Origin of the sequence: Ruminococcus sp. YE282 (assembly GCA_900101355.1) — a bacterium.
GTDB classification, from domain to species: Bacteria; Bacillota; Clostridia; order Oscillospirales; family Acutalibacteraceae; genus Ruminococcoides; species Ruminococcoides bromii_A.
The window spans coordinates 1-26,815 of record FMUV01000034.1 but is presented as its reverse complement, the minus strand read 5'-3'; the positions used below and the strand labels follow the sequence as shown (position 1 = coordinate 26,815).

Here is a 26,815-nt window from a genome sequence, read left to right as displayed (position 1 = left end):
GTAACATTTGTAAAATACGGTATGGTTACCCGCAACATCTATATCAAAACAACAGATAATGCTTCATCTCAACAAGTTTATGTTCACTATAATTATATGTCCGGTGAAGAATGGAGAGACAAACAGGCTGAATACTTTACCACCCTTTCAGACGGTTCAAAAATCTTCAAAGCTTCTATAACCAGCTTTAAAGATGAATACGCAATTAAATACATTTCAGACGGCAACGAGTACTGGGATAATAACAACGGAAACAATTACCATAGTGAAGATATTGGCTCAGCCCCAATTACTGTAAGAAGGATTTACACATCATCAACCGGATTGGGTTCTGAATATACAGTAAACGTTGTTTTGAAGAACTATTCTTACGAAAAGGACGTTAAAGTTAGATACACAGAAGACAACTGGGCTACCCAGCACGATGTTGCTATGCACTATGTATCAACAAATGACGACGGAACAGAAGTCTGGGCTACTACACTAAACTTGAGTAATACTTCAGGTAGAATTTTTGAATACTGCGCATACTACTATAACAAATCAAACAACCAAACATACTGGGCAAACAACTTTGGCCAGAACTATGATTCATCATATCGTATATATCAATAATTAACCATAAGGATTATCAGCATATCCCAAAATATAGGATAGATAACATCCCCTCAGGCAAATACCTGAGGGGATTCTTCTGTATTATTCAACCGCGATATTGATATTTTTCCAAGTCAACACAGTCATCCACAACTTCCACTCCTTCAGCCTCAAGAAGCTTCTTTTGAGCGTCTGTTCCGCCAAAGGCAAACTGTAGAGCGAGCCGACCCTTTGAATTTACAATTCTAAAGCAGGGAATCACATCGGGAGCAGGATTTCTGTGCAATGCATTGCCAACCGCTCTTGCGGCGTTGCCATTTCCCGCCATAGTAGCTATCTGTCCGTAAGTTGCCACACAACCGGCGGGGATTTGCATTACTGCTTCATAAATTTTATCATAAAACGATTTTTCAGAAATATCTTTTCGCATACTTATTTTTCATAGCGGTGTATTCCGCTCAAATCCGATAACATAATACAACCTGTTGTACATTCACGTGCGCAAATGCCAAAATCAGCACATTCCGGACACTTGGAATAATCAATTACCGCAACATTATTTGTAACCTTTATTGCGCCTGTTGAACACACTTTTTCGCATTTTTTGCAGCCTATACAGCCGTTTGAACAAACTTTGCGTGTAATCGCACCCTTATCCTTGTTGCTGCAAGTAACAACAACTTTTTCAACATCATCAACAATTGAAATTATATGCTGAGGACAGGTGTGCGAACAAATTCCGCAGCCTGTGCAAAGGCGTGTGTTTATGTGTGCAATACCGTTTTCAATACAAATTGCGTTATTCGGACAGGCGTTCATGCAGTCACCCAAGCCGATACAACCGTATGTACAGCTTCCTTTTCCGCCAAAACTCAGTTTAGCAGCGGCACAACTGTTTATACCGTAATACAGAGCTTTGTCATCGGTGCAATTGCAATCGCCTGCACAGTGAATTACAGCTACTTTTTCAACAACATCTTCAAATTCAACTCCGAGGAGCTCACTGAGTTTGCGTGAAACATCATCGGCACCGGGCACACAAAGGTTTGTCGGCGTGCCCTCCTTTTCAGCAAGTGCCTTTGCATATCCGTCACATCCGGCAAATCCGCATGCACCGCAATTGGCACCGGGCAAACATTCACGAATAGCAGGAAATTTTTCGTCTTCCTTTACAGCCATAAGCTTTGAAGCAACCACCAGTACGGCTGCGCAGATTATTCCGATTATTACGACGGGAATTACCGCCATAAGAATTTGTTCCATACTTCTGCACCTCCGTTAAGCAAATAGATTTTCAATAATACCGCCGAAGCCCAAGAACGACAGCGAAGTTATTGATGCTGCAACAAGCGTAATCGGCAATCCCTGAAAAGCTTTTGGAATGTCGGCACCCTCAAGTTTTGAGCGCACGCCCGAGAACATTACCATTGCAAGGAAAAATCCAAGTCCGCTTCCAAGCGAATTTACCATTGATTCCGCAAAAGTGTAACCCTCGTCAATATTCAAAATAGTAACGCCCAAAACAGCACAGTTTGTTGTGATAAGAGGAAGATAAACGCCAAGGGCTTTGTGGAGCGCAGGCATATATCTCTTAAGAATTATTTCAACAAGCTGAACAAGAGCCGCAATAACAAGAATAAATACAATTGTTTGCAGATATTCAAGGTTGTTGGGGTCAAGCAGACACTTTTGTATCGGGTATGTTACCGCAGTTGAAATAAGCATTACAAATATAACCGCAATGCTCATTCCGGTTGCTTGGTTCAGCTTCTTTGAAACGCCCAAAAACGGACATATACCCAAGAAACGCGATAAAACATAGTTGTTAATAAATACTGCGGAAAGCAGGATTATAATAAATCTGGTCATTTTTCTGCCTCCTCACCGCATTGAGCTTTGTGGCACAGTCCGGCAGACGGACATCCCGCACAACCAAACTCCTCTTTTTTGGGCTTTTTCTTTGAAAGTCTTGTTACAAGAGCCATAAGGCAGCCAAAGACAAAGAATCCGCCCGGAGCCATTGTAAGAATTGAAATATGATTTTCGGCAAGTACAGGAATCTCTATTCCCAGGAAAGTACCGTTACCGAATATCTCGCGTATAGTTGCCATCATAGTAAGTGCAAGTGTAAAGCCTGCACCCATTCCAAGTGCGTCTATGGCAGAATCAAAAACTTTGTTTTTATTTGCAAACATTTCGGCTCTTCCGAGAATTATGCAGTTTACAACGATAAGCGGAAGATAAATTCCGAGAGACTCGTCAAGTGCAGGCGCAAAAGCCTTTACGAGCATTTGAACCATAGTTACAAATCCCGCAATCAAAACGATATAGCAAGGGATTCTTACCTTATCGGGGATAATCTTGCGAAGCGCTGAAATTACAATATTTGAGCAGAGCAAAACAACGGTTGCAGCCGCTCCCATTCCCAATGCGCTTGAAACGCTTGTTGAAGTTGCTAGCGTAGGACAGGTTCCGAGAACAAGCACAAGAACAGGGTTCTCTTTTATCAAACCCTTTGAGAAATTTTTCAGAGTATTCATCACTTCGCCTCCTTTACAATTTCATATGCTTCAAATGCACTTTTTATAGCTTTCTGATATGCATTTGACGAAATTGTTGCACCCGTTATTGCGTCAACCTCTGTATAGGTATCGGCTGTTTTTCCGTTATACTGTGTTCTGTATGGGTCTTCTGCGGTTTTTGAACCGAGACCGCTTGTTTCATTATGTGACAATGTTTTGCATTGCTCAATTGTTCCGTCTGACTTTATGCCGCAAATCAGCTTCATATCGCCGCCGTAACCCTTTGTTGTAAGCATAAACACATATCCTGTGCCGTTTGATGCCTTATATGCCTCTGTAACACCCTCGGGAAGTTCGGCGTCAACAACGTCAAAGCTGTCGGCTTCGCTAAGCACTTCCATTCGTGCCTTAGCTGCCGCTTCTTTTTCCGATTCACTGATAATCGGTGACGTAACAAGGTTTACGTAAGCCAAAAGTGCCGTAACAACAAGACAAATAACGGTAAGCACCACAATCGGCTTTACTATTTCATTGGCTGTACCGGATTTTTTCATTTCTTGGCACCTCCGATCAGAGGCTTCTGCCTTGTGAGTTTTGAAATGTACGGTGTTAAAATGTTCATAAGCAAGATAGAGAACGAAACACCCTCAGGAAAGTTACCCCAAAATCTTATAAGTACCGTTACAAGGCCGCAGCCGATTCCGAAAATCACCTTGCCCCACTTGGTGGCAGGAGTTGTGGCATAATCGGTAGCCATAAAGAATGCGCCGAGAATAAGTCCGCCGCCCATAAGCTGATACAGCACATCTTTTCCGCACAAAAGCGACATAACAACCACGGTTCCGATAAACGCAACCGGCGTGTGCCAGCTTATTACACGCCTTACAAGCAAATAAATTCCGCCCAAAAGAAGAGCGAGAATACAGGTTTCTCCCAAGCATCCGCCGTGACGTCCCAAGAACATATCAAGATATGACGGCAGAGCGTCTGTTTCACCTTTTGAAATCAAAGCAAGCGGAGTTGCTCCGGTTACGGCGTCGGGGAATGTCCAGGTAGTCATACTGCCCGAAAACGCCGTCAGCATCACAACTCTTGCGGTTATTGCGGGGTTTGCAAAGTTCTGACCGATTCCGCCGAAAAGCTGTTTTACTATTACTATTGCAACAAGACATCCGATAACCGCCTGCCAAATCGGTATTGAAACAGGCAAGTTAAATGCCAGCAAAATGCCGGTTACAACCGCCGACAAGTCGGATATTGTGTTTTCTTTTTTACATATTTTTTCAAATATCCATTCCGCCAAAACACAAACCGCAACACACACTGCGATAACAAGCAAACTTCTTAAACCATAGTTTATTACAGAAGCCACCATTGCGGGAGCAAGGGCGATTATCACATCAAGCATAATTCTCTGTGTTGTATTTCCTGAGAAAAAATGCGGTGACGGCGACATAATTAATTTACTCATTTTTTGCCCTCTCCTTCAGCTTTTTTAGAATTCACATATTCACGCAGTTTTGCCTTTGCAAGTTTATTTGTCTGAACAAGAGGTCGTTTTGCGGGACAGACATATGAACAGCAGCCACATTCCATACAAAGGTCAACGCAAAGCATCTGAAGATCTTCTGCGGAGTTGCGCTTATATGCTCTTGCTATTTCTCTCGGGTCAAGCTTTAACGGACAGTGATTGAGACACGCTCCGCAATTTATGCACGGAGTAACCTTTGGAGGCTTTGCCTCGTTTTTGTCCATTGCAATGACGGCGTTGGTATTTTTTAACACAGGTTCGTCAAGCGACGGAACGGCTATTCCCATCATCGGTCCGCCGTAAAGCACCTTTTCAGGCTCAGACTTAAAACCTGAGCAAAAATCAAACAGTTTTGTAAGCGGTGTACCTATCGGAGCAACAACATTTTTTGGCTCCCTAACGGCAGAACCGTCAACTGTTATGCATTTCTCAACAAGCGGCATACCTGTTTCAAGGTACTTTGCAATTTCGGCAAGAGTGGTACAGTTAATTACAATTACGCCAACATCAAGCGGAAGTCCGCCCTTTGGCACAATTTTCTTTGTAGTATTGTATATAAGAACCTTTTCACCGCCCTGTGGGTAAATTGACGGCAAAACATGAACCTCAACTCCAGATTTTTGAGAGGCAAGCTCCTGCATCTTTTGTACACATTCTTTTTTGTTATTCTCTATTCCTATTATAATGCGCTTTGCCTGCATATATTTTTGCAGTGCGTCAATGCCCTTTGAAATATATTCGGTTTTCTCAAGCATTGTTCTTGTGTCCGAGGTTATGTACGGTTCGCACTCGGCTGAGTTTATAACAATTTCTTCAACCTTGGATAAATCCTTTACTCCAAGTTTTACAAACGTAGGAAATCCTGCGCCACCGAGTCCGACAATACCGCTGGCCTTAACAGCGTTTATAAAACTTTCAAAATCGTTTACGACAGGCTTTTGAATTTCTTCGCTGATTTCCTGAAGCCCGTCTGTTTCAATAATCACCGCACTGACCTTTGAACCGTTAGAAGCTGTGATTTCATCAATTTTCTTAACGGTACCGGACACGCTTGAATGAACAGGTGCAGAAACAAATCCGTCAGCTTTTCCTATAAGCTGACCGACCTTTACACTGTCACCTCTTTTAACTAAAACCGCTGCCGGCTTTCCGATGTGCATAGACATAGGAATTGTTACCGTTTCCGGTATCGGCAAACGCAGAGAAGGGCTGCCGGCAGTATTTTTCTTATGCGGCACCCTTACACCATTGAGTTTCATAATTTCCCTCCAACCCTTTGTAAAAAAGCAATATATAGTTTATTATACTATAAAATACGAATTCAACCAATATACTTTTTAGTCAATAAACAGAACCGTTTTTTGTGAAATTTCACCAATATTCTGCATTTAGCACAAAAACGCTCCAAAATATTTGTAAATTCTACATATCGGAAACGACAAATATGTTGCAATTGCAAAAATTAGTGTTATAATGGAGAGGTTGCAAAAACATAAATAGTTTTGAGGAATCAAATGGATAAATTTATCAGACAAACAAACGAAGCAGTTTTAGACCTGCTTGGCAATCAGATTTTATTTTCAGGGCTTGACGAACAGGAAATCTCCATGTTCATCAAGTATGCCGCTCCCGTATACTTATCAATTGAGGAAGGACAAAGTTTTAGTTTACCGAATGAATATATGCATATGATATGCCTTGTTTTGTCAGGAAGTATCAGCATTTTCAGCGTAAACTACGACGGCAGCCGTTCGGTGATTAAATATATTCCGTACGGAGAATCCAGCGGCATAATATATTCAATGCTTGAGTATTACAACACGATATTTGAACTTAAAGCAAAAAACAACAGCGAGATAATGTTGATAAATCCCGATAAGATTTTTGTTACAGACCAAAAGCTTTGCGCAATCCAACACAAAATTGCGGTTAATCTTATTGCCGTGCAAAAGCGGGTGCTTATTGAAATTTCGGAACATCTCGCCTGTCTTTCTCAAAGAAGCATAAAAGACAAAATTTTAAAATTTCTTCAAATAAGCTGCGAAAAGACACATTCATATGAGCTTGATTTGCCGTTTTCACGGGAAGAACTTGCAAACTATCTTGCGGTTGACAGAGCTTCGCTGTCACGGTCGCTCAGTGAATTAAAAAAGGAAAACATAATAAGCTACAAGAAAAATCACATCGTGATTTTAGACGCTCGGAGTTTTAAATTTCAATAGAAATTTTAACATAGGTGCAAAAACTCATCGTCTTTAAGACGGCAAATTTCTTCGGAAGTTAAATTTTCCATTCAAATAAAAGAGAGCTAAGGTTACTTTGCATCTACGCTTCCCACTTATTACAAACAAAGAAGAGCGTTGCTCCGATTTAAAATCTATGAATTAAAAAGGGATAGACAGGTATGATAAAACAGACATTCAAAAGAGCTTTTAAGAACAGTCTGCCGATTATGGCAGGCTATCTTGCGCTTGGCATAGGATTCGGCGTGTTGCTTCAAAGCAAGGGATACAGCTTTTGGTGGGCAATCCTTATGAGCATCACAATTTATGCGGGCGCAGGACAATATGCGGCAGTTGACCTGCTCAGCGGAGGAGCTACACTGCTGACAACCGCATTTATGACTCTTATAATAAACGCACGACATTTTTTCTATGGATTTTCACTTCTTGACAGGTATAATAAGATTGGAAAAATCAAACCGTATCTTATATTCGGTCTTACAGACGAAACATATTCTATTGTATGCTCAGTGCAGCTTGAAGAGGACATCGACAAGAAAAAATACTATTTCTTTATAACCTTGCTCGACCATATTTATTGGATAGCAGGCTGTACTATCGGTGCGCTTGCGGGAACTTTTATTCCGTTTGACAGCACAGGTATTGACTTTGCAATGACCGCTCTGTTTATTGTTATTTTTGTTGAACAATGGTTAGACCACAAGCAGCACCTGCCGGCAATTCTCGGAATTGTAACAACGGTTGTTTGCCTGTTGATTTTCGGCTCAGAGTATTTTCTGATTCCGGCAATGGCTTTGATTGCAATTGAACTGGTAATTTTCAGAAAGAAACTTGAAGAACCGATTGACAATAATTCGGAAGTTAACGGAACCGAGGTGAACAAAGTTGGTTGACAACGTTCACTCTCTGCTAATTGTTATTGTAATGTCAATTGTTACGGCTGCCTTAAGATTTGCACCGTTCATTTTGTTCCCTGAAGGACGAAAAAGACCAAAGGTTGTTACATATTTGGGCACTGTACTACCATATGCTTTAATGGGAATGTTGGTTGTTTACTGCTTCAAAAGCGTAAACGTGACATCAGCACCGTTTGGACTGCCAGAACTTTTGGCAACAGTTTTTGTAATTGTAATTCACGTTTGGAAGCGCAACACTTTGATAAGTGTTTTTGGCGGAGTAATATTATATATGCTGCTCGTTCAGCTTGTATTTGTGTAATAGGAGAGTAAAATGAGTATAATTGAGATTATTATAATTGGCATAGGACTTTCAATGGACGCATTCGCCGTTTCAATATGCAAGGGACTTTCGGTCCAGACTCTCAAGCCAAAACATATGGCGATTGCAGGGCTTTATTTTGGCGGTTTTCAGATGCTTATGCCGCTAATCGGATACCTGCTCGGCAAACAGTTTGAGTGGCTCATAACAAACATCGACCATTGGATAGCATTCGGTTTGCTCGTTCTTATCGGAGCAAACATGGTAAAAGAATCCTTTGAAAAATCCGAGGAAGCTAATGATTCGTTTACGTTCAAAACCATGATTCCGCTCGCTGTTGCAACAAGCATTGACGCGCTTGCGGTCGGCGTTACGTTTGCATTCCTTGATGTACAGATTATTCCCGCAATCTTGATTATCGGTGTTACAACCTTCATTTTTTCCGCAGGCGGAGTTAAAATCGGCAATGTGTTCGGCTCAAGATTTAAATCAAAAGCAGAACTCACGGGCGGCATTGTCCTGATACTTATGGGAATAAAAATATTGCTTGAGCATCTTGGCGTAATCAATTTTTAGTCTCTTTGCCATACCATCTTTAATGCTGTATAAACAATAAACTACACTTAAAAACGCAAAAGTAAAAGCAAGTCTTTTTAGACTTGCTTTTTTAGTTCCGTATAATTAAGATTCGGTTTCACGGTTATTTTCATCTGCATTAATTGAAGTGTTGCTTTCAGGAAATTCGTTTTCACCCTGAGTTGGCGCATTATCCGACTGCGTGTCAGCAGTATTAGTAAACTTTTGCCCGCCAAAATTCTTTTTTGGATTGTTTGTAAATTGCTGTCCGTTGTACTCATTTTTAGGCTTATTTGTAAAATGTTGTCCAAAACTTGTATCATAAGAGTCTTTGGTAAGCTTTTTAACAGCCTTTTTCTTAGGCAAAGCCGCAGGAGTTCCACAGCTTGGGCAAAAATTGCCGTTAAATTCTTTGCCGCAATTTATACACTTCATAATTTAACCTCCGTTCTCTTTTTATTAAGAATCGGGTTTCATCTCTAAGTTATTTTTCAAGAATTTTATCAATTTCTTCGGCGGCTTCGTCAAGGTATCCGCCTTCAAAAGCCTCTGCCTTTCCGTTGTCAACATTTTTGGCAAGGTCAGGGTCTATCGGAAGCCTTGCAAGCACCTTTGTGTTATAACGTTCGGCAATTTTATCTATGTGGCTTTCGCCAAAGACCGACAGCTTCTTTCCGCAGTCTGGACACAAAAAATAGCTCATATTTTCAACAAGACCGAGTACAGGCACTTTCATCATCTCTGCCATACGCACGGCTTTTTCAACTATCATCGAAACAAGCTCCTGCGGAGACGCAACAACAATTATTCCGTCAATCGGTAGACTCTGAAAAACGGTAAGCGGAACATCGCCTGTTCCGGGAGGCATATCAACAAACATATAGTCAACATCTTCCCAAAGGACCTCGGACCAAAACTGTTTAACTGTACCCGTAATCATAGGCGAACGCCAAACAACAGGGTCGGTCTCGTTTTTAAGCAAAAGATTTATTGACATTAGCTTAATGCCTGTTTCGGTAACAGCAGGAATAATTCCTTTGTCGTTGCCGACACATCTCTGATGTATTCCGAACGCCTTTGGAATTGACGGACCTGTTATATCGGCATCAAGAATTGCAACGCTCTTGCCCATTCTGTTAAAAGTAACCGCAAGCATCGAAGTTACCAAGCTTTTACCTACTCCGCCCTTGCCAGACACAACGCCGATTACCTTTTTTACACTGCTGTATTCGTTTAACTTTTCATGCATATCCTGTGGATTTCCGCCGCAATCGGAACTGCAGCTCGAACAATCATGGTTACAACCCATAAGTTTGTATCCTCTCTTTCAAGTAATTAATTTGTTTTTGCAAGCTTTTCAAAATTTCCGTCAGCTAAATCCGTAATATTGTCGCCTTGTTCAATCTGCTGAGTAGGCTGTTCTGCGGTCGGCGACTCTGTCGGAGCTTCCGTATAAACAGGCGGAGCTTCTGTTACAATCGGTGCTTCGGTAACAGGCTCGGTCGGCGGCTGATACGGAGCGTCGGTTTCATCCTCATAATAACTGTCCTGAGGCAGAGCTTCAGTTACAATCGGGTCGGTTACCTCGCTTGTTGTTGCAACCGTGGTGGACGGTCCCGTTGTTGCCGAATTATGAGAATTTATTTCTGTACAGTGAGCAAACATAAACATAACTGCACAAACGATGCCGACAATTACAATACCGACAAAAAACAAAGCAATAATATTCTTTATCTTTTTTGAATTATTATTTTCCTTTTTACTTTTTTTATTTGAGACGGATTTTGGAGCTTCGGGTTTTTGAGTCTCTTCATTTGAAGGCTCTTCCGAAGGAGCGCTTACCTCAGCCGGTTCACCGTTATCTTCTTCGTCCTCATCATAATAATCTTCATCATTATCATAATTACCCTGAAAATCATAGTCGGTCTGGGAATCAAAACCGTCGCCATAATCCGGAACACCGTTTTCGTCATAAGCAGACCTGCGAACATCTTCGGAAGAATTTGACGCACCGTCGGTGTCAAAATTTTCATCATCGGAAGATGCTCCATCGGTGTCAAAATTGTCTTCCTCAATCTCTTCCTCGGCATTATCTTCAGCAGATTCTTCAGGAGCATCAAAATCGGCGTTAAAAAATTCTTTATCTTTCATTGTTCTGTCCTTTCGCAAACCAAGCAATGATTTTATCTGTAATCCTATAAAGAAATAATAAAGCAGTCAAAGATATTTGTCAAGTTTGGAAACACAAAAACCGACCTGCTTTCAGCAGGTCGGCAAACTATCTGTAACAGACAAAATTTTTCGGTCGGCTTACACCTCTGTCTCAGGTTGTTCGTCTTCAGGGTCAGACTCCGAATCAGAATTTTCCTTAACATCTTCATTGGGATGATTTTCAATTTTTTCTTCAATTTCGGCTTCATCATCAGATTCGTCAACTTCACCCGAAAGCAAGTCAGCTTCAATTCCGCCGTCAACAGGTTTTGCATCCGCTGCTTCAACTGAGTTATCCTCTTGGGATTCATATCCGCTGAGGAATGTATACGGAACACCGTAACCAAACGCAATTGCGGCAAGAATTGCAATTGCACCTGTATCTCCCGCTGCCGTTACAAAGAAGCTGTGAAGCGGCATGCCCGAAGCAACCGAAGCAACCATTATGTATAAAGTCGGCAAAACAAGTACAATCAACGTAGTAACAGAAAAACGCTTTACGGATTTTCCGTCTCCCACTCTTGTTGCATAAAACAACAGTAAGCCAAAAATTGCATAAATAAGTATTGTAATTACAGAACCCAAAACACTTGGGAGCGATTTTGTAAAATCAGTAAAGAAATGTGCGCACACAATAAACGCAATAATAAGGAATGCAGAGAAGAACAGATTGGCTGTTTCTCTTTTGTCAGGTTTTTTCAATTTCAAGACCTCCGTGTTGTTTACTTTATTATTATAACATTAACACAAAAACAGCCAAATATCAAGCCTTAATTTTTGCGGCAAGACAAACCCAGCCGCCGTCACGGTGCTCTTCAATAATATCAAAATATTTGCTTACGGAAGCCTTAACTTCTTCACCTCGGGTGTCAATAATTCCGCTCATAATATAAACGGCGTCATCTTTCATAAAGTCCTTTACGCCCTTTGACAAAAACATAATTGCGTCTGCAACAATATTTGCAAGAACAATGTCATATTTGCCCTCAACCTTGTCTGTAAAACTTCCGCAAATGGCAGTAAATCTGTCGCCGACACCGTTAAGTTCGGCATTCTCTCCTGCTGTGCGTGCAGCCACCTCGTCAATATCAACGCCAACTGCTTTTTTCGCCCCAAGCAAAAGTGCCGCAATTCCCAAAATTCCGCTTCCGCAGCCAACGTCAAGCACGCTGTCATCGGGCTTCATATATTTTTCGCACATTTCAAGGCAAAGCTTTGTGGTTTCGTGTCCGCCTGTGCCAAACGCAAGACCGGGGTCTATATTCAAAACAATTCTGTCGTCCGAGTCGTAATTTTCATACCAGCTTGGACGTATAAGCAGTTTTTTTCCAACCTGAATGGGTTTGAAATACTTTTTCCAGTTATTGCGCCAATCTTCCTCGGCACAATCCAAAAGTTCAATCGAATGTTCAATCCCCTCTGCGTTATATCTCTCCGAAAGAAACGCAACAGCTTCCGACGGAGACACATCAGGCTCAAGATAGACGTGAACAAGCGCTTTTGACCTGTCTTTTTTGAGCAAATCTTCGTCAATCAGGTCAATGTGCGTAATGTCCTCAACCTCTTGTTCAAGGCTGGAATAATCTTCAACATATATTCCGTAAGGGACAACAACATTTGCAATATCACTTGCCCTGTCAATGTCTTTTGCATTTACGGATATTTTGATTTCAGTCCAATGATTCATAATCTGTACCTGTTAGTCGTTAAATAATCTTTTTAGTTTATCAAAGAATGTTTTGCGGCGTGCATAGTTCTTCTCTGTTGTTGTAGTGTCAAACTGACGAATCAAATCCTTTTGCTTTGCACTCAGGTTCTTTGGCACCTCAATCGTCATTCTGACGTACTGATCGCCTCTGCCTCTGCCGCCAAGGTGCTGGATACCCTTGCCTTTGAGTTTGAACACATCTCCCGGCTGGGTTCCCTCATGCACCGAATATGTTACCTTGCCGTCCAAAGTCGGCACAACAACATCCGCACCAAGCGCAGCCTGTGCAAATGTAATCGGCAAATCGCACCAAACGTCGTCGCCTCTGCGTTCAAAAACATCGTGGCTGCGAACATTTATATAAACGTGCAAGTCGCCGGGCTGACCGTTGTTATAACCTGCATTGCCGTGTCCGCCGACATTAAGTATCTGCTTATCTTTTATACCTGCCGGTATAGTTACATCAACTGTTCTGTTCTTTCTTTGTCTGCCGGAACCTCCGCATTTGCGGCACGGATTGTCAATGATTTTTCCCTTGCCGTGACATGCGTCACAAGTGTGCTGAGTCTGTACAACGCCAAACGGTGTACGCTGGTTTATTGTTACACGACCCGAACCGCCGCATGCGGAACAGGTCTTTGGATGTGAACCTGCCTGAGCACCTGTACCGTTGCAGGCGTCACAACTTACAACAGCGTTGTAGGTTACCGCCTTTTTGCAGCCTTTTGCCGCTTCTTCAAACGATATAGATATGCTTGCCTCAACATCACTGCCTCGCATAGGAGCATTCGGGTTGTTTGAACGTCTTCCGCCAAATCCGCCGAAAAAGCTTGAGAATATATCGTCAATATCAATACCCTGACCAAACGGGCTTCCGCCTGCTGCGCCTGCGCCAAAGTTAGGGTCAACACCTGCGTGTCCAAACTGGTCATATCGAGCTTTTTTATCCTTATCGGACAAAACCTCATAAGCTTCGTTTACCTCTTTGAACTTCTCCTCACAGGTCTTGTCGCCCGGGTGAAGGTCAGGGTGGTATTTCTTAGCCTGAGTTCTGTATGCTTTTTTTATTTCATCTTCGCTTGCACCCTTTTGGACGCCAAGCACCTCGTAATAATCTCTTTTGTCTGCCATAGTCACACTCTCTCTTTGCAATGTGTTGCAGTTATTTTTTATTGAAATAACGCTCTGCTTTACTTACAATATGCAGAGCCTGCGCTTGATTGCAGCAGTGCAAAGGAGCGTCAGCTCCTAGGAAGTTAGGCGAAAATTAAAAATTTCCACAGAAACTCCGATGTAATTCCCGCCTTAGAGGCAGGAACATTTGCACTTAGGTTATAATAAGCCGAATGAATGTTAAAAAATCCAAACAGCAGGAAAAGGAGCCGCCGAAACGGCTCCTTAAGGTGATCAACAATTACTTGTTGTTATCATCAACATCCTTAAAATCTGCATCATAAACGTTTGGGTCACCGCTGTTGTTCGGCTGTGCTCCGCCCATATCCGGTGCACCCGGCTGTGGATTTGGATTGCCCTGAGGAGCAGCCTGCTGATAAAGCTTTGCAGAGATGTCATACAATGACTTCTGCAAGTCATCTTTTGCTGACTTCATAAGGTCTGCGTCATTCTTTGAAATAGCGTCTTTAAGAGCAGCTGCCTTGGTGTTAATTGTGTTCTTGTCGTCTTCGGCAAGTTTGTCGCCGCTGTCGCTTACAAGCTTCTCTGCCTGATAAACAAGGTTCTCAGCTTCGTTCTTTGCATCAACCTCTTCACGGCGCTTCTTATCTTCTGCCGCATACTGCTCTGCATCCTTAACAGCCTTATCAATATCCTCTTTGCTCATATTTGTTGAAGAAGAAATTGTAATCTTCTGTTCCTTGCCTGTGCCAAGGTCTTTTGCAGATACATTTACGATACCGTTAGCGTCAATATCAAATGTTACTTCAATCTGTGGAACGCCGCGCATTGCAGGAGCAATACCTGTAAGTGCAAACAAACCGAGCTGTTTGTTGTCACGGGCAAATTCACGCTCACCCTGAAGAACATTGATTTCAACCTGAGTCTGATTATCTGCCGCTGTTGAGAAAATCTGGCTCTTCTTTGTAGGAATTGTTGTGTTTCTGTCAATAATCTTTGTCATTACGCCGCCCATTGTTTCAACACCGAGTGAAAGAGGAGTAACATCAAGAAGAAGAAGTCCGTCAACTTCGCCGCCGAGTACGCCTGCCTGAATAGCCGCACCGATTGCAACGCACTCATCAGGGTTAATACCCTTGAACGGTTCCTTGCCGATAAGCTTCTTAACTGCGTCCTGAACAGCAGGGATTCTTGAAGAACCGCCAACCATAAGAACCTTGTCAATCTGACCTATCTGAAGTCCTGAATCCGAAAGTGCGGAACGAACAGGTCCCATTGTTGCTTCTACAAGGTCAGAAGTAAGCTCATCAAACTTTGCTCTTGTAAGAGTTAAGTCAAGGTGCTTAGGACCGGTTTGGTCAGCTGTGATAAACGGAAGGTTAATTGAAGATGTTGTAACGCCCGAAAGCTCAATTTTTGCTTTTTCGGCAGCTTCCTTTAATCTCTGCATTGCCATCTTATCTGATGAAAGGTCAATGCCTGTTTCTGTTTTGAACGAAGAAACCATCCAGTCAATAATTCTCTTATCAAAGTCGTCGCCGCCAAGTCTGTTGTTACCTGCTGTTGCAAGAACTTCCTGAACGCCGTCGCCCATCTCTATGATAGATACATCGAATGTACCGCCGCCAAGGTCATAAACCATAACTTTCTGGTCGTTTTCTTTATCAACGCCGTATGAAAGAGCTGCTGCGGTAGGCTCATTAATAATTCTCTTTACATCAAGTCCTGCAATCTTACCGGCATCCTTTGTAGCCTGACGCTGTGCGTCTGTAAAGTAAGCAGGAACGGTAATAACAGCCTGTGTTACCTTTTCACCGAGGTAAGCCTCTGCGTCAGCTTTAAGCTTCTGCAAAATCATAGCTGAAATTTCCTGTGGAGTGTAGCTCTTGCCGTCGATTGTAACCTTGTGAGCTGTACCCATTTCTCTCTTGATAGAAGAAACTGTTCTCTCAGGGTTGGTGATTGCCTGACGTTTTGCAACCTGACCGACCATTCTTTCGCCGTCCTTTGAAAATGCAACTACGGACGGAGTTGTTCTTGCACCCTCGGCATTAGCGATTACAACCGGCTCGCCGCCTTCGATAACTGCTACACAAGAGTTTGTTGTACCTAAATCTATACCTATTGTCTTAGCCATAATTAATTCCTCCAGTATTGTTTTTGTTTGTGTTATTTATATTATTAATGTTATTGTCTTAGTTTTATCGGTAATTAAATTTTATCAATCGCAGTTTGCAACCTGAACCATTGCGTGTCTTACAATTTTATCGCCGATTTTGTAGCCCTTTTGGAACACCTGAGAAATTGTGTTCTTGTCAAGTTCATCGCTGTCAATCTTTGAAATTGCATTGTGAATATTCGGGTCAAATACGTCGCCTATCTCGCCGTAGCTCTCAATTTTGAGCTTTTCAAACGACTTATCAAGCTGATTTGAAATAAGCTCAACACCTTTAATAATTTCGGGTGAAGCGTCTTTAAGGTTCTCAAGCGCCATTCTTACGCTGTCGGCAACAGGCAAAAGCTCTGTCACCGCCTTTGCGGTAGCGTCGTCATAAATTGAAAGCTTTTCGTTTGCCGTGCGCTTGCGGTAGTTATCATATTCAGCCGCCAAACGCATATATTTGTCTTTCTGGGCTTTGAGCTCTTCCTCAAGAGCAGCTGTCTTTTCGCTCTTGTTATCTTTTTTCTTTTCTTCGGTTTTTTCTGCCTTTTCTTCCGCCGAGGGTTCCGTTGTCTTGGTTTCCTCTGCTTTTTCCTTAGTTTCCTTATTTTTCTTTGGCATTTTTATCCTCCTTAAAGGCTCGTGCCGTTATATTTCAACAAGTTCGCCAATCAAAGTTTCAACGTTTTCTGTCACACACTCAAGAATTGAAATTACTCTTCCGTAATCCATTCCGAGCGGACCTATCAACGCAAGCACTCCGGATTGGTCAGAACCTGCAAAGTATCTTGAAGATACCACCGAGCTTGTGCTCAGCTCAACCCTGCTGTTTTCAATGCCCAACGTAACTGCCGTATCAGGCGGAAGTTTTTCAAGCATGTTTGCAAGGTCGTGTTCATTACTCAAAAAACCAATGAGCCTTCTTGCCGCAATAAAGTTCACATCCGGCACAAGCATCAACTTGTTATATCCGCCGTGATAAACGCTTACATCTTTTGCAAGCTGTGAAGCATCCTTAATCGCCGTAAGAACATTCGGCATAAACAGCGACAATTCTCCGAATCTTGCCGCAACGGTTTGAATAAACGGTTGGTTTATCGACGAAAGTTTAACTCCGGCAAAGGTTTCGTTGAGAGCTTTGTCAAACACCTCCAAAATCTCGGGGGTAATCAAAAACTCACATCTAAACAACCTTGTTTTTATGATTCCGTTTGAAGCCATAACCACAGCCATCGCCGCATGTGCGCCTGTCTGAACAAAGCTGATTTTGCGAATCCTGCTGTCCTCGCCGTCGGGCGTTGTAGCAAACGTTACCAAATCCGTAAGCCGTGCAAGCAAATCCGCCGCACACTGAAGTATGCTTTCGGGCGAATCTGAGTTTTTGGAAAGCTCGGAAGCTATATACTCCCTGCCGCTCTGCGAAACGGGCGTAACCTTTAACAAATGGTCAACATAATATCTGTAACCCTGTTGAGTCGGCACACGTCCCGCCGAAGTATGCGGCTGAATCAAAAACCCCTTGCTTTCAAGGTCTGCCATATCGTTTCGCACGGTTGCCGAAGAAACATTCAGTCCCGTTTGAGTTATCAGAAACTTTGAGCCAACCGGCTCACCGGTTGTTACGTAGCTCTGAACAATTGCAGCCAAAATATTTTCTTTTCTCGCAGTCAGCTCCAAACCGCTCACCTCTGTTCTGAGTCGGATTTTGCTGTAATTAGCACTCTCAATGTTAGAGTGCTAATTGCTTTATCCTTAATATAATACCAAAGTCAGTAAAAGTCAAGACATTTTTGAAAAAATATTCCGTTTTTTCAAAAGTTTCACATTATTTTCACTTATAGCTTGACAACAAACAATAATAAACTTTATAATATGTGCAAGCAAACGGAAAGGAATGATATTGTGAGCGAATATTTGCAATATGCATATGTGTTTGTTTGGGGCATTCTTGCCGTACTTACTTTTATTATCGGTATCAAACAAGGAGTATATGCTTTTGTTATGTCGGCATTCTTTGTTTTTATGACTGTTTGGTACGCTCTTAATTCATTCGGCAACATCCCGATGTTTGATGGCACGCTCGGAATAATCTTCAAATACGTTGCAACAGCTTTTTTGGCGGTGGTTATAGTAATGTATTTTCACTCCAAAAAGAAAAGCCGCTCAAAAGACAGCTCTGATGACAGTGAAGAATAAAACTGTATATTGTTTTACGGAGCAAACGTTATACTATATATATAGATAGTAAAAATGCAAAATGACATTTTGCGATATAAAAGCTGTTGTATTTTGCATATTTTTTTCAAAAACACTTGATTTTCAGCACTTTTTATGCTATCATATTATCCATATGACCGATACTTTAAGGAGGTGGGACAATGCCAAACATTAAATCTGCAAAAAAGCGTGTTAAAGTTATCGCTACAAAAACAGCTCGCAACAAGGCTACAAAGTCAGCTTTAAGAACTGTTATCAAGAAAGCTTATTACGCTGTTGACACAAATGCCGACAACAAAACAGAGGCAGTTCGTCTTGCTATCAAGAAAATTGACCAGGCAGTTGCAAAGGGTATTATGCACAAGAATACAGCAGCAAGAAGCAAGTCTTCTCTTGCAAAAAGACTTAACGCTTCAGCCTAAGTACATTTGTTTTAACAAGTTTGAACTTAAAAGCAGAGATTTTCTCTGCTTTTTTTGTTTTTATGTTGACTTTTTTATAAAAAATGTTAAAATAGAATTATAATTACTGTGTCTTATACAAAATAAATTCTTACATTGGAGGTCTTATTATGAAAAATAAAAACTTGGCGTTTCTAATAGGCATAGTTGCCTTTGTTGCAACAGTATCTGCCGCCCTCACGGCTTTCTTTATTGTTAAAGATAAGAAAAAAAAAGATGATGAAGAGCTTATGGAGTATTTGGACAACTCAATTGAATAATTTATTATTGTTACAACGGCTGTTTCATTTTTATTGAAACAGCCTTTTGTATTTTTATAGGAAAGCGAAGTGATTAAATGAAAAGTTCAATCAAAACAAATCTAAAAAGGTTCAAACACGTAAAATTTTCGACAATGCTGTGGCTTGCACTCGCGGGAAGCATTAATGCCGTGGCGGCAACTATGTTTTTGTCGCCGGTTAATCTTTATGACAGCGGAATTTCCGGTCTTTCAATGCTTTTATGGCAAATCACGCCCGACCAATTCTCGTTTTCATTGTTTCTTATCATATTAAACCTTCCGTTGTTTTTATTCGGATTAAAAAAACAGGGTGTTTTGTTCACCCTTTACTCGGCGTGGACGGTATTGATTTTTTCAACCGCCTCTTATATAATATCTTATGTACTTCCGATTGATGTAAGTACCTCATCACCGTTTGCACAAAGCGACTTGCTTTTGTGCGCAATATTCGGCGGCTTGATTTCAGGCATCGGAAGCGGATTAACAATTCGTTTCGGAGCCGTTATTGATGGAATAGAAGTTCTTGCCGTGGTATTTGCAAAGAGAATCGGAATTTCCGTCGGCACGTTTATAATGATTTTTAACGTAATACTTTACGTTGTTATTGGATGCATATTCCAAAGCTGGGAGCTTCCGCTTTACTCCATTATTGCCTACGCCGTTGCGCTTAAAACAATTGACTACATAGTTGAGGGCTTTGACAGAGAAAAATCGGTAATGATAATCACCGAAAACAGCGACGCTATTTGCAGCCGTGTATCCGAAGAGTTCGGTCACGGAATAACCCAGTTTGATGTAAAGGGATATTATTCGCAGGAAATCAAATCGGCGATTTACTTTGTTGTAAACCGATTTCAGGTTCCAAAACTCAAGAGCATTGTTCTTGAAATTGATTCAAAAGCATTTATTACCGTTTCTGATATTTCCGACGTTCTCGGAACAAGCGTAAAAAAGAGGTAAGCTGAATGCAAAACACAATTGAGCAGGAACTTGACAGGCTCTTAAAAGACGCAAAAGCAAACCAAGAATTGAAATCCCAACTTATTGCAACAAAGCACAGTGATAATCCTGTCGAAGACTTTTGCAATCTATGTCAAAAATACGGATATGACATCAAAATAGGCGAGCTTTTTGCTGTTGGGCAGGACGCAAACGATGCAAAACTCAGAAGCGTAAACGGCGGCGGAGTAAACGCAATAGACGGATGGGACGACGCATACGAACAGTTTTTTCTTACACTTGAATGGACTTGATTAACAAAATGAAACACATTTATCCTAAATATTATAAAGACTTTAAATGCATTGCAAACAAATGCCCCGACAGTTGTTGTAAAGATTGGGATGTAGAGCTTGATGATAACGCCGAAAAATACTACAACACAGTACAAGGCGAATTTGGTGATAAAATAAGAAGCCTCACCGTTGACGGCGAGGACAACAACAGAATTTTTATATCTCGTGAGGACGGCAGATGTCCGTTTTGGAATGACGATATGCTTTGCGACATCTACATAAACCTCGGTGAAGAACATCTGTGTGAAACCTGTGCCAATTTTCCGAGAATTACACAGGATTATGTAACATTTACCGAGCATATGCTTTCTTTCGCCTGTCCCGTTGCTTCAAGGCTTATTTTGGACAGCGATAAACCGTATGACGACTTTAATCAATCTGAATTTGATACCGACGGAGTGGAATACAGCGTTGAGTATATGGAGTTTTTGTTGAAAGCCAGAACACAAACAGCAAAGATTTTGACCGACAAATCAAAATCATTTACCGCAAGGTTAAAGGAAGCTATTATTTTCAATTCAGAAATTCAGGATAGAATCGACAGCGACGAATATTCTCTTGATGATATATCCGTCAATTTATCGGACGAAAACACAGAGAAGGCAGACTGCAAGTTTATTTTTGATTTACACCAAAGTCTTGAAATTATCAGCGGCAAGTGGCGAAGTCTGATTGAAACAGCTTCCGAAACCTGCAACAACTGCAAGGTATCGCCCGAATATGACGATGATTATGAAAAGCTTGCGCTATATTACGTGTATGTGTACTATCTAAAGGCGATTGACACATATAACGTTATGCTGCCGTTTCAACGTCTTGTGTGCGCATACATAATTATATCAAGAGTTGAAAACTGTCTCAGAGGCGATGGCAATTACGATAAAAACCGCCTTTCACGCATTATGCAAAAATATTCCAAAGAAGTTGAGCACTCGTATGAAAATTCGGATATTTTGGAATTTGAATTTGAGACCAAACTTGATTACTGGGCAGAAAACCTTGTAACGCTTTTATAATTAAGTTTATCTTCTCTTCCCTTCTGGCTTGGACGCAAAAAATTATTCATACTAACAGTAATAATTGTTGAATCCTTTATTTAAACAGAATACAAGATAAAAAAGTGTGTCGGCAAAAGCGTGAGGCTCTTAACGGAAAAATAAAAATCGAATAGGATAACAAAAATTGCTATAGATTCCCGTGACGAATCTATAGCAATTCTGTTTTCAATTATTCAGTTATAGAATAGGTAACAAACACATCCGTATAATCCTTCAGTGCCTTTTCTTCCTCTGTCAGCTGGTTAAAGGATTCGGCGTGCGCCGTGCCGAAATTGGTAACAGTTGCGCCGATTTGGATAGATTGCTTTTGTTCTGTTCCGTCATTAAATACTACTGTGCAGTAAAGAGTGTTGCCTATGATTGTATCCAATCGATTTGCCTTTGCTTCGAGACTTTCATCATCCGGCACAGGCTCATTTGTGCGCTTGCCGACAATTCCGATTGCACAGCCGTCGGGATTCTGGTTGTTGTAAGCAATCGTAATAGAGGTATATTTTTTGCCTTCATAACGATTCAATATTTCCTCTGCCGCGTGTTTTTCAAAGTCACTTTGATGGTCATTCTCCATTGCCGCGTCAAGCGCTTTTTGGTCGTTCTCGATACATTTGACATCAAACAAGGTGTCAATTCTTTCACTTGCTACATCGCCGTCTATAACGGGATTATTATCCTTGCGGCAGTGGACGGCAATCGCATCCTTATCCACGGAATAGGTAACGCTTTTAATATGCTATCCTGTTACAGAAAGTGGAAGGTCTATATAATACTCCATTCCGTCATCTTTTTGTGCAAAACTCATTCCGCCTTCTCCTAATCCGACAGATATGGGATTGTCCTTTGTAATCTCAGCTGCATTGACCGTCATAACGAATGAATTAGCTTTGCTGCCGAGCAGATTAAATCCAATAATCGCTCCTGCTGTGACCGCAACAGCAAGTGATGCCGCAACCGCACCCTTTATCCATTTTTTCATGTAAATCACTTTCTCCTTTTTTTCAGAGCTTTCTGCTGTTTTCAGCATTTTTTCAACGGCTCCCTCGGGAGCTTTTATTCTGCTGACCGCTTGTGTGTATCGGTTATGATACATGAGAGTCCTCTCCTTCCGTAAGTAACGCCTTCAGCATTTTTCTTGCGCGCTGTAAATATGAGCTGACGGTGTTAGGGTTTTTGCCGAGTATTTTTACAATTTCCGCAATCGTGTAGGATTCATAATAATAGAGGTAAATAATTTTGCGGTAGTCCTTTGGCAGCTGTCGGATTTCCTCTATTATTTCTGATTGTTCAGGAGCTTCTAAGTGAGTATAGTCCTCCAACGATTCGCGCCGCCTGCGCCACGCAAGCCTGTGAAGGCTGTTACATTTGTTGATTATAACGCGAATCAGCCACGCCTTCAGGTGTTCGGAATCTCGCTGTTTGGGACATTTCGTCAGCAGAGAAATACACACATCCTGCAAAATATCCTCCGCGTCTGCGATATTGCATAAATTGTGAACGGCGATTCTGTATATCATGTCAGAATACTGCCTGATGATTTGTTCTGCTTCTTCGGTACCGAGCTTAGACATAAGAACCTCCTTTCACCTATAACACGTTTGAGAGGGTTGGATTTCGTGCAGAGAAAGTAAAAAATATAGCATAAAAGGATATAATTATCCCCTGCTGCATTTCGGCAACAGGGGTAATTATCATTCTGTTAAGTAGTCTTTCAACAGCTCCCGACCTTTGCTCAGGCGGCTTTTGACGGTGCCTTCGGGGATTTTCAGGATTTGTTTTATCTCCTTGACGGTGAATTGCTCGATGTAATAGAGCACGACAACCTGCCTGATTTTTACAGGCAGGCTTTCGATTGCCATGCGGATTTCGGTTGATGCTTCGGCACTGTCTGCCGTAATATCGGTATCGCGCAGTTCTGTTGTTTTCGCGGCGGACTTGAGCTGCTTGTTGCAGACATTTATCAAAATCCGCACCAGCCATGTTTTGAAATATTCCTCGTGCTTTAACGTGCCAAGCTTTTCAAAGGCGGTGAGGACAGCCGTTTGCACGGCGTCCTCGCAGTCCTTTTCATTTCTGAGCATGGACATCGCTACGCGATACAGCGTCGATTCGCTGTCAAGAATGAGGTTGCTAAGGTTTCTTGTGTCATACTGCACCTCATTCTTTTATTTTAACACAGTCGTCGCGGAAGTTTAGCGTTATATTCTCCGCGTCGTCGTCAATCGTCTGCTCATCCTGTGAGTTGAAACGCAGATAAGCGTTGTCCATTACATCATCGTCAATAACGACACCATAGGTTAAGGTGCGCGTTTCGCCTTTACTCATGTGGAGAATGTTGCTTTCATCGCCGGGTGTCGAGCAGACAGTTGCTGCGTTACCATAGAGAACTTCCTGCATAACGCCGTAAGCGTCCTCCTCGCCGTTGTGACGGTAGCTGCCGTCCTTGTCTTTTATCAGGATAACGGGCGTAAAATCTCCCATTACATCAAAATCGGCATTTGGGAAATCTGTGTTCTGCGTTATTTCCACTGTTACAGCAAAGAAGTGACGATCGTCCTCAGTGTCCCACGTTTTGCGCTGTGAATTTACACCGTCTGCATCGGTGGAATCATGACGGGTATAGGGAGTAATGAGCTTGCCGTTTCCGTCAAAGTAATCGGAATAAATCAGAGAGTAATCGGTTATCCAGTTGAAACACTCAGAGGGAATGCCGTTGGTGCCGGTTTGCTCCTCAATTGATGTAACCTTAATGGTGAAATCGTCGGAACGTGCTTCATGTCCCCATTGAAAAGCTTCACCAAGGGAGTGCATGGTGAATTCTGTATTAACCGTCCAATCGTACTCGCGGCGTTTCAAATCCAAGTCGCTTCGTACCATATCGGCGGAGGTCGTTTCAGGAACATAATCCTTATCTTCCTCCAGACTGAGATTCTGCATGATTTTCAGCAGTTCGTCCTTTTCTGCGCCGTTGTAGGCAAAGCTCCAGACTACATAGCCCCAATCTTCAAAATACATCACCGCACTGTAATCAGACTCGCCTTCTTCCGTTAACTGACGGGTGGTAAAAATAAGCTTGTGACCGTTTACAACCTTTTCCTCGCTGTCGATGACATACTTGACGATGTTGTCAAAATCCTTTGCGGGTTCAAGAGAAAAAACGTAGTGAGGCGAGTTTTCGTCGTTGGTATTCCGGAACTTACTCACGTCCGTGGGCATATGCGGAAGCTCCTCAAAGCCATCGGTCATGTACCCGAATTTCATTTTAACGGCTTTCAGCGAATCGCTTGCCGATGCGGTTGCTTCCTCGGTCACGCCGACATGGAGACCGAATTTCCCAACAGGCTCCGAAAACAGACCAAAGAAATTTGTTGCGGCGGCGACCGCGGTAAAGCTGCCCAAAGCCGCGACAATCGCGCACACTACGGCAACTCTCATAACACGACGTTTTTTGTACTTCACAGGCGATTGCGCGTCAAGCTTGTAAAGTGAGGACAATATGGCATTGTGAAAATCTTCGGGTGGGTTTGGATATGCGTTTTGTAAATCTTCTGTTCTCATAATGACTCTCCTTTCGGTTTTCTATTCATTAGAGCATCCAGAAGACAAAAAGGTTCATTTTATTGTTGGAATTCAGAGATTCTTTTTTCCACAGCTTGTTTCCGAAATTGCATTGGCGACAAGCCTGTTTTCTTTTTAAATGCTCTTGTGAAATACGACTGAGAGGAAAAACCGCATTTCAATGCCAATTCCTCGATAGAAATATTGGTAAACGCCAATATCTGCTTGCTCAAATCAATCCTCTTGTCCAAGACAAACTCATTGATTGTCTTTCCTGTTACACGCTTGAAGTCTGCCATCAGTGTAGTCCGGTTGGTGGAATACTCACGGCTGAGCCATTCGATGGTAAATTGCTTTTCGAGGTTGAATTCAATAAAGGTAAGAATACAATCTACAAGCGTATCGCTTTCCTGATTAACGCCAAATAATCCTTCGTAGAGATTGGCGGCATAGTCAAATATACGGATAACCGCCATTCTTGCACGGCAAGACCACATATTGTCGGGCTGAACACTGAGCTGTTCAATGATACTGTCAAAGAGAAATTCCACTTTGCCAAGCTCCTCCGATTCAAATGGTATGATACAATTGAAGGTATCATCGGTTTGATAGAATAAATCAAAGCTGGGGAAATCAAACAAACGGCAGTTCAACTCGTAATCATCGGCAGTAATCCGCTCAACAGACAAATTGCGGTTGATAAATTCAGGTGCGAAATAGATAGTTTTCATTTGGAGCTTTGCCGATCTGATAATTTCTGTTTTTCTGTCCGGATTCAGGCAAAGCAAAGCGGGTGCTGATAGATAGCATTTTATTCCGTCGATGGACACAACGGCATTTCCTCTCTTTATCAGGCACAGCGAAAAATAACCCTCTGTGCTCTGCATATTCTCTAAGCTGTATTCAATTGGCAGATAACGGTTTTCCCAGAAACGGCACTTTGTCATAACTCACCTATTGCAGATAGTGCTAAAAATATTGATAAAAATGTATGGCGCAATTTACGGATAATTGCTACAATTACAGTATAATCTCAGCTGAGAGAATTGTCAATTTGAAAAAGGAGTTTGTTATGAAAAGATTATTTGCAATCATTATTATTTTAGTAATCACCATACAACTGTCCGCCTGCGGATTAACTGCCAACGAAAAGCAAAGCGGTAATTTGAAATTAAAAAACTATATTGATGAAAGCACGACAGAAATCAAGATAGATGCTGATAAAGCGTATTTTTCAAATGGGAGCACACTTGCCTTTCAAAGCAAATTATCGGTTAATGATATGAGAAACTCTCTTGCCGAAAGCAATCCTGATTTCACATTCAATGTAATTGATGATAAACAGATACTGATGATGAGCAAAGCCAATTATCCGTATACACTGTTCAGTAAAAACGTGATAGACGGAAATAATAACTCGATTGATGATATATACGTTGTTATCAACGAAAGCGTTGCAGGTAACAGAAACGACGATAAAATCTGTCTGCCGTATCACCTGACGAAAAACGCTTTTGTTTTCAGCGAGAATGACGGACAGTATTCGCTCAACGGTAATATCCACGATCCATATTACAATATCGTTGAATTGCAGTCCTCACCGACAATTTTTACGGATATTGCCGCGTTTTATCAGGACTGCGGCTACGACATAGAATACGAGGGCGGCAACACGACAGGCGGCAGTATCAGCGTTTTTGAGAGTCATCAAAGCCCAAGACCGCTCTATCGTATTTTAGTGATGTCCGACGGCAATAACCGCTTCGCCATGCAATTCTGCGAAGGGACTGATATATACGAGCTGAAAGCAGGAGAGGCTATTGGGAATTATGTTGAATCGCTTAACAAGAAAGATTCGGATGCATTTATAGGCTGTTATGAAAACGTTGAGAGCGAATCTGTCAACTCCTTCATCGAAAGCGTTAAAAGCTGTAAAGAGACAAGCATATTCAGCAGGGTGCTTTTTCCTGAACCCGACGGACCGAGAATAACACAAATCTTGCCTTGTTCTAACTCCAGTTGTGCGTGGTCAAGGGCATAAACTTCGGCTT

34 protein-coding genes are annotated in these 26,815 nt (G+C 41.9%); 11 read left to right on the top strand and 23 right to left on the bottom strand.

Annotated features, from left to right (window positions below):
* Nucleotides 1-615 (top strand): carbohydrate-binding protein (locus tag BLP46_RS09980; protein WP_143000481.1); only part of this gene is annotated, 615 nt, incomplete at its 5' end.
* Nucleotides 616-703: 88 nt separating this feature from the next.
* On the opposite strand, the gene BLP46_RS09975 is transcribed toward BLP46_RS09980, so the two are convergent.
* The 7 genes from BLP46_RS09975 to rsxC are packed head-to-tail and all read right to left on the bottom strand — an operon-like array spanning nt 704 to nt 5,909.
* Nucleotides 704-1,027 (bottom strand): MGMT family protein, encoded by a 324-nt coding sequence (locus BLP46_RS09975; protein ID WP_092978616.1) that lies wholly within the window; start codon nt 1,025-1,027, stop codon nt 704-706.
* A gap of 2 nt (nt 1,028-1,029) precedes the next feature.
* A complete protein-coding gene (locus BLP46_RS09970) occupies nt 1,030-1,860 on the bottom strand; it encodes an RnfABCDGE type electron transport complex subunit B (protein ID WP_092978615.1) in 831 nt (276 codons plus the stop codon).
* Nucleotides 1,861-1,875: 15 nt separating this feature from the next.
* On the bottom strand, nt 1,876-2,466 hold the full coding sequence (locus tag BLP46_RS09965; RefSeq protein ID WP_092978613.1) for an electron transport complex protein RnfA: 591 nt from the start codon (nt 2,464-2,466) through the stop codon (nt 1,876-1,878).
* Nucleotides 2,463-3,137 (bottom strand): electron transport complex subunit RsxE, encoded by a 675-nt coding sequence (rsxE, locus tag BLP46_RS09960; RefSeq protein ID WP_092978611.1) that lies wholly within the window; start codon nt 3,135-3,137, stop codon nt 2,463-2,465. Before rsxE ends, BLP46_RS09965 begins: the two co-directional genes overlap by 4 nt.
* Nucleotides 3,137-3,673, bottom strand: coding sequence for an RnfABCDGE type electron transport complex subunit G (locus BLP46_RS09955; RefSeq protein ID WP_092978609.1), 537 nt, complete (start codon nt 3,671-3,673; stop codon nt 3,137-3,139). Before BLP46_RS09955 ends, rsxE begins: the two co-directional genes overlap by 1 nt.
* A complete protein-coding gene (locus tag BLP46_RS09950; protein WP_092978607.1) occupies nt 3,670-4,590 on the bottom strand; it encodes an RnfABCDGE type electron transport complex subunit D in 921 nt (306 codons plus the stop codon). Before BLP46_RS09950 ends, BLP46_RS09955 begins: the two co-directional genes overlap by 4 nt.
* Nucleotides 4,587-5,909 (bottom strand): electron transport complex subunit RsxC, encoded by a 1,323-nt coding sequence (gene rsxC, locus BLP46_RS09945; RefSeq protein ID WP_092978605.1) that lies wholly within the window; start codon nt 5,907-5,909, stop codon nt 4,587-4,589. The genes BLP46_RS09950 and rsxC overlap by 4 nt, the downstream gene beginning before the upstream one ends.
* 255 nt (nt 5,910-6,164) lie before the next feature.
* On the opposite strand from rsxC, the gene BLP46_RS09940 reads away from it, so the two are divergent.
* The 4 genes from BLP46_RS09940 to BLP46_RS09925 all read left to right on the top strand — a co-directional run bounded on the left by BLP46_RS09940 (nt 6,165) and on the right by BLP46_RS09925 (nt 8,687).
* Nucleotides 6,165-6,872, top strand: coding sequence for a Crp/Fnr family transcriptional regulator (locus BLP46_RS09940; RefSeq protein WP_092978603.1), 708 nt, complete (start codon nt 6,165-6,167; stop codon nt 6,870-6,872).
* A gap of 182 nt (nt 6,873-7,054) precedes the next feature.
* Nucleotides 7,055-7,786: an AzlC family ABC transporter permease gene (locus BLP46_RS09935; RefSeq protein WP_092978601.1), complete on the top strand. Its 732-nt coding sequence runs from the start codon at nt 7,055-7,057 to the stop codon at nt 7,784-7,786.
* Nucleotides 7,779-8,111 carry a branched-chain amino acid transporter permease gene (locus BLP46_RS09930; RefSeq protein WP_318259581.1) on the top strand — a complete coding sequence of 111 codons (333 nt, stop codon included), beginning with the start codon at nt 7,779-7,781 and terminating at the stop codon, nt 8,109-8,111. Before BLP46_RS09935 ends, BLP46_RS09930 begins: the two co-directional genes overlap by 8 nt.
* A 12-nt stretch (nt 8,112-8,123) precedes the next feature.
* Nucleotides 8,124-8,687 (top strand): manganese efflux pump MntP, encoded by a 564-nt coding sequence (locus BLP46_RS09925; RefSeq protein ID WP_092978599.1) that lies wholly within the window; start codon nt 8,124-8,126, stop codon nt 8,685-8,687.
* A 105-nt stretch (nt 8,688-8,792) separates the two neighbouring features.
* Here the strand turns inward: BLP46_RS09925 and BLP46_RS09920 are convergent, their stop codons facing one another.
* The 9 genes from BLP46_RS09920 to hrcA all read right to left on the bottom strand — a co-directional run bounded on the left by BLP46_RS09920 (nt 8,793) and on the right by hrcA (nt 17,578).
* Nucleotides 8,793-9,122 (bottom strand): hypothetical protein, encoded by a 330-nt coding sequence (locus BLP46_RS09920; RefSeq protein ID WP_092978597.1) that lies wholly within the window; start codon nt 9,120-9,122, stop codon nt 8,793-8,795.
* 49 nt (nt 9,123-9,171) lie between these two features.
* Nucleotides 9,172-9,996, bottom strand: a complete 825-nt coding sequence (locus tag BLP46_RS09915) for an Mrp/NBP35 family ATP-binding protein (RefSeq protein ID WP_092978595.1) — start codon at nt 9,994-9,996, stop codon at nt 9,172-9,174.
* Nucleotides 9,997-10,022: 26 nt separating this feature from the next.
* Nucleotides 10,023-10,838, bottom strand: a complete 816-nt coding sequence (locus BLP46_RS09910; RefSeq protein ID WP_092978594.1) for a hypothetical protein — start codon at nt 10,836-10,838, stop codon at nt 10,023-10,025.
* A gap of 159 nt (nt 10,839-10,997) precedes the next feature.
* Nucleotides 10,998-11,600 carry a hypothetical protein gene (locus BLP46_RS09905; RefSeq protein WP_092978592.1) on the bottom strand — a complete coding sequence of 201 codons (603 nt, stop codon included), beginning with the start codon at nt 11,598-11,600 and terminating at the stop codon, nt 10,998-11,000.
* Nucleotides 11,601-11,661: 61 nt separating this feature from the next.
* On the bottom strand, nt 11,662-12,585 hold the full coding sequence (gene prmA / locus BLP46_RS09900) for a 50S ribosomal protein L11 methyltransferase (protein WP_092978591.1): 924 nt from the start codon (nt 12,583-12,585) through the stop codon (nt 11,662-11,664).
* 12 nt (nt 12,586-12,597) lie between these two features.
* On the bottom strand, nt 12,598-13,737 hold the full coding sequence (dnaJ, locus tag BLP46_RS09895; protein WP_092978590.1) for a molecular chaperone DnaJ: 1,140 nt from the start codon (nt 13,735-13,737) through the stop codon (nt 12,598-12,600).
* A gap of 283 nt (nt 13,738-14,020) precedes the next feature.
* Nucleotides 14,021-15,877: a molecular chaperone DnaK gene (gene dnaK / locus BLP46_RS09890; RefSeq protein WP_092978589.1), complete on the bottom strand. Its 1,857-nt coding sequence runs from the start codon at nt 15,875-15,877 to the stop codon at nt 14,021-14,023.
* Nucleotides 15,878-15,961: 84 nt separating this feature from the next.
* Entirely contained in the window at nt 15,962-16,522 is a 561-nt protein-coding gene (locus tag BLP46_RS09885; RefSeq protein WP_092978588.1) for a nucleotide exchange factor GrpE, read from the bottom strand.
* 27 nt (nt 16,523-16,549) lie between these two features.
* The gene (gene hrcA / locus BLP46_RS09880; RefSeq protein ID WP_167669243.1) at nt 16,550-17,578 is read right to left on the bottom strand and encodes a heat-inducible transcriptional repressor HrcA; all 1,029 of its coding nucleotides are present in this window, start codon (nt 17,576-17,578) and stop codon (nt 16,550-16,552) included.
* Nucleotides 17,579-17,803: 225 nt separating this feature from the next.
* Here hrcA and BLP46_RS09875 point away from each other — a divergent pair, with 225 nt between their 5' ends.
* The 6 genes from BLP46_RS09875 (at nt 17,804) to fliB (ending at nt 21,170) form a co-directional block, all read left to right on the top strand.
* Nucleotides 17,804-18,097 (top strand): hypothetical protein, encoded by a 294-nt coding sequence (locus tag BLP46_RS09875; protein WP_092978584.1) that lies wholly within the window; start codon nt 17,804-17,806, stop codon nt 18,095-18,097.
* A gap of 182 nt (nt 18,098-18,279) precedes the next feature.
* Complete coding sequence (rpsT, locus tag BLP46_RS09870; RefSeq protein WP_092978582.1) at nt 18,280-18,540, top strand: 30S ribosomal protein S20; 261 nt, start codon at nt 18,280-18,282, stop codon at nt 18,538-18,540.
* A gap of 149 nt (nt 18,541-18,689) precedes the next feature.
* Nucleotides 18,690-18,839: a hypothetical protein gene (locus tag BLP46_RS13105; RefSeq protein ID WP_167669242.1), complete on the top strand. Its 150-nt coding sequence runs from the start codon at nt 18,690-18,692 to the stop codon at nt 18,837-18,839.
* Nucleotides 18,840-18,916: 77 nt separating this feature from the next.
* The gene (locus BLP46_RS09865; RefSeq protein WP_173312475.1) at nt 18,917-19,819 is read left to right on the top strand and encodes a YitT family protein; all 903 of its coding nucleotides are present in this window, start codon (nt 18,917-18,919) and stop codon (nt 19,817-19,819) included.
* A 5-nt stretch (nt 19,820-19,824) separates the two neighbouring features.
* Complete coding sequence (locus tag BLP46_RS09860) at nt 19,825-20,112, top strand: hypothetical protein (RefSeq protein ID WP_092978581.1); 288 nt, start codon at nt 19,825-19,827, stop codon at nt 20,110-20,112.
* A gap of 8 nt (nt 20,113-20,120) precedes the next feature.
* Nucleotides 20,121-21,170 (top strand): flagellin lysine-N-methylase, encoded by a 1,050-nt coding sequence (fliB, locus tag BLP46_RS09855; protein ID WP_143000480.1) that lies wholly within the window; start codon nt 20,121-20,123, stop codon nt 21,168-21,170.
* 211 nt (nt 21,171-21,381) lie between these two features.
* Here fliB and BLP46_RS09850 read toward each other — a convergent pair whose 3' ends face one another.
* The 7 genes from BLP46_RS09850 to BLP46_RS13370 all read right to left on the bottom strand — a co-directional run bounded on the left by BLP46_RS09850 (nt 21,382) and on the right by BLP46_RS13370 (nt 26,753).
* Nucleotides 21,382-21,918 (bottom strand): hypothetical protein, encoded by a 537-nt coding sequence (locus BLP46_RS09850; protein WP_092978577.1) that lies wholly within the window; start codon nt 21,916-21,918, stop codon nt 21,382-21,384.
* A gap of 24 nt (nt 21,919-21,942) precedes the next feature.
* Complete coding sequence (locus BLP46_RS09845; RefSeq protein WP_092978575.1) at nt 21,943-22,299, bottom strand: hypothetical protein; 357 nt, start codon at nt 22,297-22,299, stop codon at nt 21,943-21,945.
* On the bottom strand, nt 22,289-22,777 hold the full coding sequence (locus BLP46_RS09840) for an RNA polymerase sigma factor (protein WP_092978573.1): 489 nt from the start codon (nt 22,775-22,777) through the stop codon (nt 22,289-22,291). The genes BLP46_RS09845 and BLP46_RS09840 overlap by 11 nt, the downstream gene beginning before the upstream one ends.
* A 120-nt stretch (nt 22,778-22,897) precedes the next feature.
* Nucleotides 22,898-23,362, bottom strand: a complete 465-nt coding sequence (locus tag BLP46_RS09835; RefSeq protein WP_318259579.1) for an RNA polymerase sigma factor — start codon at nt 23,360-23,362, stop codon at nt 22,898-22,900.
* Nucleotide 23,363: 1 nt separating this feature from the next.
* Nucleotides 23,364-24,764 (bottom strand): hypothetical protein, encoded by a 1,401-nt coding sequence (locus BLP46_RS09830; RefSeq protein WP_092978571.1) that lies wholly within the window; start codon nt 24,762-24,764, stop codon nt 23,364-23,366.
* A gap of 59 nt (nt 24,765-24,823) precedes the next feature.
* Nucleotides 24,824-25,711, bottom strand: a complete 888-nt coding sequence (locus BLP46_RS09825; protein ID WP_092978569.1) for a helix-turn-helix domain-containing protein — start codon at nt 25,709-25,711, stop codon at nt 24,824-24,826.
* 928 nt (nt 25,712-26,639) lie between these two features.
* Nucleotides 26,640-26,753, bottom strand: a complete 114-nt coding sequence (locus tag BLP46_RS13370) for a hypothetical protein (protein ID WP_318259582.1) — start codon at nt 26,751-26,753, stop codon at nt 26,640-26,642.
* Nucleotides 26,754-26,815: the final 62 nt, after the last annotated feature.